This window comes from Cupriavidus sp. (assembly GCF_057315035.1).
In genome coordinates this window covers 203671-213133 of sequence record NZ_DBHKYV010000007.1, presented here as the reverse complement: position 1 = coordinate 213133, position 9463 = coordinate 203671, and the positions used below count along the sequence as shown (strand labels likewise).

At 63.1% G+C, this 9463-nt stretch carries 10 protein-coding genes; 5 read left to right on the top strand and 5 right to left on the bottom strand.

Annotated elements, in window-relative coordinates; translation table 11 throughout:
• Window positions 1-106 precede the first annotated feature (106 nt).
• On the bottom strand, window positions 107-2392 hold the full coding sequence (gene bglX, locus ACO550_RS13130; RefSeq protein WP_315598815.1) for a beta-glucosidase BglX: 2286 nt from the start codon (window positions 2390-2392) through the stop codon (window positions 107-109).
• A gap of 250 nt (window positions 2393-2642) precedes the next feature.
• Between bglX and ACO550_RS13125 the strand changes: the two genes are divergently transcribed.
• The gene (locus tag ACO550_RS13125) at window positions 2643-4211 is read left to right on the top strand and encodes a glucan biosynthesis protein (protein ID WP_315598809.1); all 1569 of its coding nucleotides are present in this window, start codon (window positions 2643-2645) and stop codon (window positions 4209-4211) included.
• A gap of 15 nt (window positions 4212-4226) precedes the next feature.
• Here ACO550_RS13125 and ACO550_RS13120 read toward each other — a convergent pair whose 3' ends face one another.
• A complete protein-coding gene (locus ACO550_RS13120) occupies window positions 4227-5207 on the bottom strand; it encodes a 2-dehydropantoate 2-reductase (RefSeq protein WP_315598810.1) in 981 nt (326 codons plus the stop codon).
• On the bottom strand, window positions 5204-5449 hold the full coding sequence (locus ACO550_RS13115) for a putative quorum-sensing-regulated virulence factor (protein ID WP_315598816.1): 246 nt from the start codon (window positions 5447-5449) through the stop codon (window positions 5204-5206). The genes ACO550_RS13120 and ACO550_RS13115 overlap by 4 nt, the downstream gene beginning before the upstream one ends.
• 132 nt (window positions 5450-5581) lie before the next feature.
• On the opposite strand from ACO550_RS13115, the gene ACO550_RS13110 reads away from it, so the two are divergent.
• Both ACO550_RS13110 and ACO550_RS13105 read left to right on the top strand, forming a co-directional pair.
• Window positions 5582-5968, top strand: coding sequence for a cupin domain-containing protein (locus tag ACO550_RS13110; protein WP_485994868.1), 387 nt, complete (start codon window positions 5582-5584; stop codon window positions 5966-5968).
• A 113-nt stretch (window positions 5969-6081) separates the two neighbouring features.
• Window positions 6082-6372: a nicotinamide mononucleotide transporter gene (locus ACO550_RS13105; protein WP_315598811.1), complete on the top strand. Its 291-nt coding sequence runs from the start codon at window positions 6082-6084 to the stop codon at window positions 6370-6372.
• On the opposite strand, the gene ACO550_RS13100 is transcribed toward ACO550_RS13105, so the two are convergent.
• On the bottom strand, window positions 6369-7166 hold the full coding sequence (locus ACO550_RS13100; RefSeq protein ID WP_315598812.1) for an NAD(P)H-dependent oxidoreductase: 798 nt from the start codon (window positions 7164-7166) through the stop codon (window positions 6369-6371). The two genes, ACO550_RS13105 and ACO550_RS13100, sit on opposite strands and share 4 nt — an antisense overlap.
• Window positions 7167-7254: 88 nt before the next feature.
• Between ACO550_RS13100 and ACO550_RS13095 the strand changes: the two genes are divergently transcribed.
• Both ACO550_RS13095 and ACO550_RS13090 read left to right on the top strand, forming a co-directional pair.
• Complete coding sequence (locus tag ACO550_RS13095) at window positions 7255-8148, top strand: LysR substrate-binding domain-containing protein (protein ID WP_315598813.1); 894 nt, start codon at window positions 7255-7257, stop codon at window positions 8146-8148.
• A gap of 139 nt (window positions 8149-8287) precedes the next feature.
• Complete coding sequence (locus ACO550_RS13090) at window positions 8288-8917, top strand: hypothetical protein (protein ID WP_485994867.1); 630 nt, start codon at window positions 8288-8290, stop codon at window positions 8915-8917.
• 33 nt (window positions 8918-8950) lie between these two features.
• Here the strand turns inward: ACO550_RS13090 and ACO550_RS13085 are convergent, their stop codons facing one another.
• Window positions 8951-9310 (bottom strand): hypothetical protein, encoded by a 360-nt coding sequence (locus ACO550_RS13085; RefSeq protein ID WP_315591939.1) that lies wholly within the window; start codon window positions 9308-9310, stop codon window positions 8951-8953.
• Window positions 9311-9463 lie beyond the last annotated feature (153 nt).

Sequence of the window (9463 nt, the reverse complement as noted above, 5' to 3'; positions counted from 1 at the left end):
AAGCGTCGGCTGACCGTGAGCCGCACGAAGTCGTTGACACGGTTGCTCTCCCGCGTGCGGGAGAGGGGCGGGAGAGAGGGCCGGCGCTTCCAGTTGCCACATACCCTTACTCAAGCGTAAACCGCGCCTGTTTCACTGCTTCCGAATCAAATCCGACCTGCACGTTGAAGTCGCCGGGTTCTGCTACGTATTCAAGCTTGGCGTTGTAGAACTTGAGCTTGTCCTCGCCGACCGGGAACTCGATGACGCGCGATTCGCCCGGTGCCAGCATCACCTTGCGGAAGTCCTTGAGCTCCTTGACTGGCCGCACGGTCGATGCAACCACATCCTGCAGGTACAGTTGCACGACCGTTTCGCCGGCGCGGTTGCCGGTGTTCTTCACGGTCACGCTGGCCGTGAGCTGGCCATTGCGCGCGAGCCTGGTCGCGGAAAGGCGTACGTCCGACATGCTGAACGTGGTGTAGCTCAAGCCGTAGCCGAACGGGTAGAGCGGGCCGTAGTCTTCCTCGAAATACTGTGAGGTGTAGTTCGGCGCCTTGCCCGGCGTGAACGGGCGGCCGATGCGCAGCGCGTTGTAGTACGTGGGGATCTGGCCGATCGAACGCGGGAACGAGACCGGCAGCTTGCCGGAAGGATTCTCGTCGCCGAACAGGATGTCGGCAATGGCGTGTCCGCCTTCGGTACCCGCATACCAGGTTTCCAGCAGCGCGTCGGCGTTGTCCTTTTCCCAGTTGACGGTCAGCGGGCGACCGTTCATCAGCACCACCACCAGCGGCTTGCCCGTGGTTTTCAGGGCCTTGAGCAGGGTTTGCTGGCTGCCCGGCAGCGCCAGGCTCGTGCGGCTCGACGCTTCATGCGACATGCCGCGCGATTCGCCCACCGCCACCACGATCGCGTCGGCATCGCGCGCCACGCGCACCGCTTCCTCGATCATGTCGCCGGGCGCACGCTTGTCCTGTACCACCTCGGGGCTATCCCAGTTAAGAAAGTTCAGGTAACCGACCACACGGTTGTCGTCGGTGATATTGGCGCCGCGCGCATAGGTGACCTTGCCCTTGCCAGCCAGCGCGTCGCGCATGCCTTGCAGTAGCGTGACCGCCTGCTTGGGCTTGCCTGCCGCCGACCAGCTACCCATGATGTCGATCTGCGCGTCGGCCAGTGGCCCGATCACGGCCACGTTGCCGCCTTTCTTCAGTGGCAATGCGTTGTTGCGGTTCTCCAGCAGCACCATCGACTTGCGCGCCGCGGCACGTGCCTCGGCACGATGCAGGCGGCTTTCGGCATCCACGTCGGCGGGATCCTGCGCCGCCGCGCCGATGCGGCGGAACGGGTCCTGGAACAGTCCCATGTCGTACTTGGCGCCAAGCACTTCACGCACGGCATCGTCGATCAGGCCCACCGGCACCTCGCCCGACTTGACCAGCGACGGCAATTGCTCGAGATAGCGCGAGTCCGCCATGCTGATGTCGACGCCGGCCTCGATGGCCAGCTTGGCGGCTTGGCGGCCGTTGCTGGCCACGCCATGGCGCAGCAGTTCGTCGATCGCGCCATGATCGCTGAACGTGACGCCCTTGAAGCCCCATTCCTTGCGCAGCAGGTCGCGCAGCAGCCATCGGTTCGACGTGGCGGGCTGGCCGTTGACCGAGTTCAGCGCGATCATCACGCCACCGGCGCCGGCATCGAGGCCCGCGCGATAGGGCGGCAGGTAGTCCTGGTACATGCGCTGCAGGCTCATGTCCACGGTGTTGTAGTCGCGTCCGCCTTCCACGGCGCCATACAGCGCGAAGTGCTTGACCACGGCCATCAGGCTGTCGGCGTTGGCCGGTGACGATCCCTGGAAGCCCTTGACGCTGGCGCGCGCACATTGCGACACCAGGAAGGGGTCTTCGCCGAAGCCCTCCGAGGTACGTCCCCAGCGCGGATCGCGCGACACATCCACCATTGGCGCGAACGTGACATCGACACCGTCGGCCGCCGCCTCGCTCGCCCCGACGCGCGCCGCCTGTTCCACCACACCCATGTCCCAGCTCGATGCCAGGCCCAGGCTGATCGGGAACACGGTGCGATGTCCGTGCACCACGTCGTACGCGAACATCATCGGGATCTTGAGGCGGCTCTGCTGCGCGGCGGCTTCCTGCAGCGGGCGGTTCTCGGCGCGCGTGATCGAGTTGAAGGTGCCGCCCACGCGGCCTGCCGCGATCTCCTTGAGCAACTGAGGCTGCGGCATTTCCGGGCCGATGCTGATCAGGCGCAACTGGCCGATCTTTTCGTCCAGTGTCATCTTGCCGATCAGATCGGTAATGAATGCCTGCTTGTCAGTGGCGGATTCGGCAGCGCCGGAAAGCAGGGGCGCGCAGGCAAGGCTGGCTGCAACGGCCAGCGTGGAAAGCATTCGCATGTTGTCGTTGGTCTGTGATGGGCGGACTTCCGCAGATTTGCCCCGCCATGGTGCGGGAAGGGCGCTTCTGCGGCTGTCGCCGCGCGTCTGACAGGCACGTCAGGCGAAATCGGTTATTTTTCTGAACTGCGCCGCAAGTTTACAGCCTTACTCTGCTTAGAATGGCTGCTTTGTGGCTTTTCCCCGATATGTGTCAGGAGGTTGATTGGTGCTAGCCGTTTTTGCCGCGTCGTTTCGTAACAGGATGCAAATTGTCTTGCCGGGCATCGCTCTTGCCGGCTGCCTGATGGGTGCCGTGCAGGCTCATGCGTTTTCGCTCGATGACGTCACCACCCGCGCAAAGAAGCTGGCCGATCAGCCCTATGCCGCGCCGGTCAGCAACCTGCCGCCCGCGTTCGCGCAGATGCAGTTTGCCGACTACATCAAGATCCAGCCCAAGATCGACCATGTGGAATGGAAGGACCAGGGCACGCCGTTCAAGCTCGGTTTCTATCATCAGGGCATGCAGTTCAGTTCGCCGGTGCGCATCAGCGAAATCGTCGACAGCCGTGTGCAGGAAATCAAATACGACCCGAGCCGTTTCGATTTTGGCGACCTGAAGCTCGACCGTTCCGCCACGAGCAAGCTCGGCTATGCGGGTTTCCGCGTGATGTATCCGGTCAACCGCGCCGACAAGCTTGACGAGGTCATGAGCGTGCTGGGCGCCAGCTACTTTCGGGTGATCGGCAAGGGGCAGATCTACGGACTGTCCGCGCGTGGACTGGCCATCAACACCGGCCTGTCCGAGCCCGAGGAATTCCCGGCGTTCCGCGAGTTCTGGATCGAACGCCCCAAGCCTCAGGACAAGCACCTGGTGTTCTTCGCGCTGCTCGATTCGAAGAATGCCACGGGCGCTTATCGTTTCGAACTGCGTCCCGATTCCGACGCCGTCCTGAAAGTCCAGGCGCGCATCTTCATGAGAAACCAGGTGAAGAAGGTAGGGATTGCGCCGCTGACCAGCATGTTCCTGTTCGGTCCGAACCAGATGCGCGACGCCAACAATTTCCGTCCCGCGCTGCACGATTCGAACGGCCTGTCGATCCATACCGGCGACGGTGAGTGGATCTGGCGTCCGCTCAACAATCCCAAGTACGTGGCGCTCAGCGTGTTCCAGGTGAACAACCCGCGCGGGTTTGGCTTGCTGCAACGCGGCCGCGACTTCTCGTCGTACGAGGATCTCAAGGACCGCTACGACCTGCGCCCGAGCGCGTGGATCGAACCGCAGGGCGATTGGGGCAAGGGCAAGGTCGAACTGGTGGAGATTCCCACACCGGACGAAACCAACGACAACATCGTGTCATTCTGGACGCCGGACCAGTTGCCGCCCAAGGGCACGCCGATCAAGGCCGACTACACGATCCACTGGACCATGGATGAGCGGGGCGTTTTCACGAAGGACCTCGCGTGGGTCAAGCAGACGCTGCGCACGGCCGGTGAAATCACGCAGGCCAACCTGATCCGTCATCTCGATGGCAGCCTCGGCTTCGTGATCGATTTCGAGGGTGGTCCGCTGGCCAACCTGCCGCCCAACACGCCGGTGCAGGCGTCGTACAGCGTGGGCGACAACGCCGAGGTGATCGAGAACGTACTGCAACCGAATCCCGTGACCAAGGGGTATCGCGTGACGCTGCGCATCAAGGTCAAGGATCCGAACAAGGTGGTGGAGATGCGCGAGGCATTGGTGGCCAATGGCAAGCCGCTCAGCGAAACCTGGAGCTACCAGATTCCGCCCGGCACCGCCAACCAGCCCACGCCCGCCCAGGCAGTGAAGTAAGCGGCGGGCTGTCGCCTACTGCTCGTAAAGGCCATGCACGCGGCCGAACAGCCGCGTGAGGCCGAACAGCGCATCGATGTTCGGGCATGGCAGGTCGAGCGTCCTGCCGATTTCATGCACGGCGCCAACGATGGCATCGAGCTCGATCGCGCGCCCGGCATCCACATCCTGCAGCATCGAGGTGCGGAACGCGCCGATCTTCGCGGTAATGGCGTGGCGGTCTTCGGGCGACTGTTCGATGCGACAGCCAATCTTCTCGCCGATGCGCGCCGCTTCGGCCATTGCTGCCGAACAGAAGTCCCGCACCAGCGGGTCGCCGAGGATGCGGTCGGTCGTGGCACCGGTGATGGCCGAGACCGGGTTCATGGTCAGGTTGCCCCAGAGCTTGAACCAGACATCCTGACGAATATTCTGCGATGCCACGGCATCGATACCGGCTTCGGTCAGCAGCCCTTGCAGGCGCTGCACACGTTCGGTGACACCGCCGAATGGCTCGCCGACGATCAATTGGTTGCCCATCTTGTGCTCGACTACGCCCGGTTCGGGAACCGTGGCGCTGACATGGACGACGCAACCGATCACCTGTTCGAACGGAATCGCCGCGGCGATATGGCCGCCGGGATCCACTGAGGCCAGCGGCTGGGTGCCGAACCCGTCGAGTCCGTGGCAGAACCACCAGGGCACGCCGTTCATTGCCGGCACTACCAGTGTCTGCGGGCCGATCAGCGGTGCGATCTGGCTGGCCACCTGCCGCAAAGCGGGTCCCTTCACCGCAATCACCACCACATCCTGCACCCCGAGCCGCGTGGCGTCATCGTCGGCATCGGTGGGCACCTGTGTCAGCACGCCATTGCTGAGCAGGCGCCAGCCATGGGCGCGCAGTGCGACAAGCGTATCGCGCCGCGCATAGACGCTGACTTGCGCATGGCCTGCCGCCGCCAGTTTCGTGCCGATCCACCCGCCGATGGCGCCCGCGCCAACGATGCATACCTTCATGATGTGGCTCCCCGGCGCTTCGTGGCCTGCGCACGCAATGGCTTCAGCAGGTCCGACAGGCCGTTGTGATCGAGTTCGTGCATCAAGGCCAGCAATCGGCCGATTTCGCCGGGAGGAAAGCCCTCACGCGCGAACCAGTTCAGGTAGTTGCCAGGCAAGTCGGCAATCAGCGTGCCCTTGTGCTTGCCAAATGGCATCTCGCGCGTAACGAGCAGTAGCAGGGCTTCGTTGTCCGGCAGCATGGCAAACGGTTCCTCAAGACGATGAGCGGGCATTGTAGCGCCGCATCGCCTAGCATGAATGGGCCCGGCAGAAGCCAGCCTGGCGAGGCCACACAAATTGACAAACTCGACAAATGAGCGGGAGGAGCCTTTATGCAATCCAGAGTCATCGTTTCGATCGTCTTCATGCTGGCGTCAGGAGGCGCCGTGGCGCAGGGGCTGACGCGCACCGTCGTTGGACGCTCCGACGTATCGATACCAAACCACGAGGCCGTGGTAGCGCGCGTGGACGTGGCACCGGGTGCGTATGCGGGACGCCATACCCATCCTGGCGACGAAGTCAGTTACGTACTGGAAGGCGAGGCGCAACTACTGGTCGACGGCCTGCCTCCGCGCACCCTCAAGGCGGGCGAGTCGTTCGTAGTGCCGGCCGGCGTGATCCATGACGCGCACAATCCCGGCGGCACCGCCACGAAGCTGGTTGGTGTGTACGTCGTGGAGAAGGGCAAGCCGCTGGCATCACCGGCGCCGGTGAAGTAGCTCAAGCGGCTCCATTCAATCGGATCGGCCTGTTGCCCCCTTGCCAGCCACCCCCAAACTCCGGTAGTCTCCGTTTTGCATACAAAAAATGAACACAAACAGGAGACAACCCCATGGAGCTTGGCGCTCATATCCCCAATATTCTCAACGGACTCGAATGGTCAGGCTGCGCCCTGGCGATGAGCGGGTCGTTCCTCGTCGCGTTGCATAACCGCGCGTCGCGCTGGGGGTGGATTGCGTATCTGTGCTCGAACCTCGTATGGAGCGCATTTGCGCTGGTGACCGGTACCTATGGGCTGTTCGTCCAGCAGCTTGGCTTTACGGCGACCAGCCTTTACGGGCTGTATCGCCATACGCGCTACTACCGGAACCTGGCGCGCGAGCCGCATATCGCCCAGGCTTAGTCAACGCTGGCCAGGTGGGCTGCAAAGCCGGTTTGCCCTGGTGACACGGCTGGCTTCAATGTCAGAGCCGGAATGTCGTAGGCGCCGCTGTTCTGTGGATGCCAGGCAATCGGCGCGGTAGTGAATAGTGCGTCGAGACGTTCGCCGAGGGCCTCGGTAGTCTCCTGGTAGCGCGTTGCGTCGATCTTGCTGGTGCGGTAGACCAGGAAGGGCGGCAGCACGTCGAAACCCGGGTAGTAAAGGATGCCGTGGTGGATTGGGAACAGGATGTCATCCATCGGCCCGTTGATGCCGCGCGCGCTGTAGTGCGATTCCCACCCACCGGTGGTTACCATCAGCATCGCGCGCTTGCCGGCCAGGGTACCTTCGCCGTAGCGATTGCCCCAGCGCGCGTCAGAGTGCTCGCCCACACCGTAGGCAAAGCCATAGGCATAGACGCGCTCGACCCAGCCCTTGAGGATGGCCGGCATCGAGAACCACCAGAGCGGAAACTGCAGGATCACGGCATCGGCCCAGCGCAGCTTTTCCTGTTCGAGCGCGATGTCGGGACTCTGCATGCCGTTCTCGAACGCGTGCTTTGAATCCAGCGACGGATGAAATGGCGCATCTGGTGGCGCGTCCGGCCGCCGCGCCAGCGTATCGCCGGCATCGAGCGGTGCCTTCCATTGCATCGCGTAGAGATCCGAAACCTGCACCCGGTGCCCGGCTGCTTCCAGCCGTTTCACCGCAAATTCCCTGAGCGAGCCGTTCAGCGACTGAGGCTCGGGGTGGGCGTAAACAATCAGTACGTTCATGACAGCCTTCCAGTAATGGGTAGATGAAGGCAGGATAGGGCTGCGTCAGGTATATTGGAAATGAATATCCAAGATGCCAGGTATTGCCATGACTAATTTGCGTCGGCTCGATCTGAACCTGCTGGTTACGCTGGATGTGCTGCTGTCGGAACACAACGTCACGCGTGCGGCCGAGCGCTTGCATTATTCCCAACCATCGGTGAGCGTACATCTGGCCCGGTTGCGCGAGATCTTTGATGATCCGCTGCTATTGCCGGGTCCACGTGGCATGCGCCCCACCGCACGTGCCGAAACGTTGCGCGAACCATTGCGTGAAGCGCTGGCGGCACTGGAGCGTGCGGTTTCGCCGGAAAGTCCGTTCGATCCCGCGTTAGCCACCAATACGTGGCGCATTGCCGCAACCGACTACAGCGAGTCGACGGTGTTGTTGCCGGCGCTGGCTCCGCTGCGTCAGTCCGCACCCGCCACCCGCGTGGCGGTGGTGGAAATGGTGCCGGCGCGGCTGGTCCGGCAGGCGGAGCAGGGCGAGATCGACCTGGCTTTTCACACCACCGACGATTCCCCGGAAGGCTTGCACCGCACCGCGTTGTTTGCCGAGCGCTATGTGCTGGTGGGGCGCGCCGGTCATCCTCGGCTCAGGCGCAAGCCAACGCTGGCCCAGTTCTGCGCGCTCGAACACGTGATCGTGTCGCCCGATGGCGGCAACTTCTTCGGCGTCACCGATGAAGCGTTGGCAGCAGTGGGGTTGTCACGCCGCGTGGCATTGTCAGTGCCACACTTTCTCTACGTGGCTTCGGTGGTGGCCAGTACCGACCTCGTGGCCATGCTGCCGGAGCGGTTGGTGCGCGGAAACGCCGCGCTGCAGGTGGTGGACGCGCCGGTGGACGTGCCCGGATACGAGATGTCGATGCTGTGGCACGAGCGATTGCATCGTGATCCCGCGCATCAGTGGCTACGCGACTTTATTGTGGCGTCACTATGACGCTCATGATTGCGGGCGGCGATGTGGCTGGGGGCTCGAACCCGGTGATCGAGTTGTCGCAATCGGATGTGACGGGCGTTGGCAGTACTGGTGGCCTGATCTTGCGAAATTTTCGGCGACCAATACCATTGTCATGCGGATGTCCGGCAGCAGCCTGCTCAGTGAACAGGGCGTGGCCATCGCGGCAGCCGGCGGACCTCTGGTGGTCAATATCGACGGCGGGACGGTGTCGGGCGGTGCGCGGCTGCTGCATGCCTACGATGCGGCAGGCACGCCGGTGACTTCGATCAACCTGACCGCATCGTCGGGCGGTATCCTGACCGGTGCCGCCAGTGCGGGGCCAGCCAGCGTTGCGAACATCAACCTGCAGACCGGTTCACAATGGACCGGTGCCGCGTTGAACATCAACAACGTTGCAATCGATGGTGCCAGCAGTTGGAAGATCCCTGCCGACTCACAGGTTGGCGATACCGTGACTAACCTCGGCCTGATTGCATTCACGGCCACGCTCAGCGTCGATAGCTCGGCCTGGATGCTGCAAGGTGGGGAAGACGTGGCGCAATCGTCGGTCCTGCGTGGCGATGATCGTCTGCACCTTGGCGGCATGCTTGGGCGACCTGTATCCGCAGAACCGGTACGAGTTCAAGCGGGGCCCCGACGTGCAAGGCCGCAAGGGCTGGATCGGCTGGACCAATATCGGTTACCAGTTCGGTTCGCAGTCCTACCACGCGCTGGTGTGCGTCGCTTTGACGCCAAGTACGCGTGGTAGTTCCGTCCACGTTCCGGGAGATCGGGGTAGGGCCTAGTTGCAGGCGGTACCCGGTACGGGCTTGCCCGTATTGGTAATGCCCTGGCAGGCGTCGCCAACCGCCAGCGCGGCATCGCCAGATTGCTGCGGCCCAAGCTTGAGCTTGCCGGCCACGGTGCAGCAACTGCGCGGCACGCTCGCCGGTGGTGGTTGTGGTGTCAGCTTGACGGTGGGGAGCGGTTTGGGCGCGGACGCAGCCTCCGGGGCATCGTCGGCATCGGGCGCGGTGCACTGCCCCTGCTGACAGATTCGATCGCCCTTGCATTGCATGTCATATTGGCATCCCGCCGCGGACGCGGGCAGCGTCCAGGTAAAGCCGATGGCGGCTATCAGCAGTGCACTACGCAGGGACATATCCCCTCCCACACACGGTACGCGCGGCGCCCGGACCGGGTTTCGCTGGTACGGTACGCAGGCGTCGCATGACTCCAGCATAGGGCGACGACCTTTTGCGCGATTTCTGCTCTGTGGGCTTACCCACATGACTTCATATTAGGTGAATGTGTT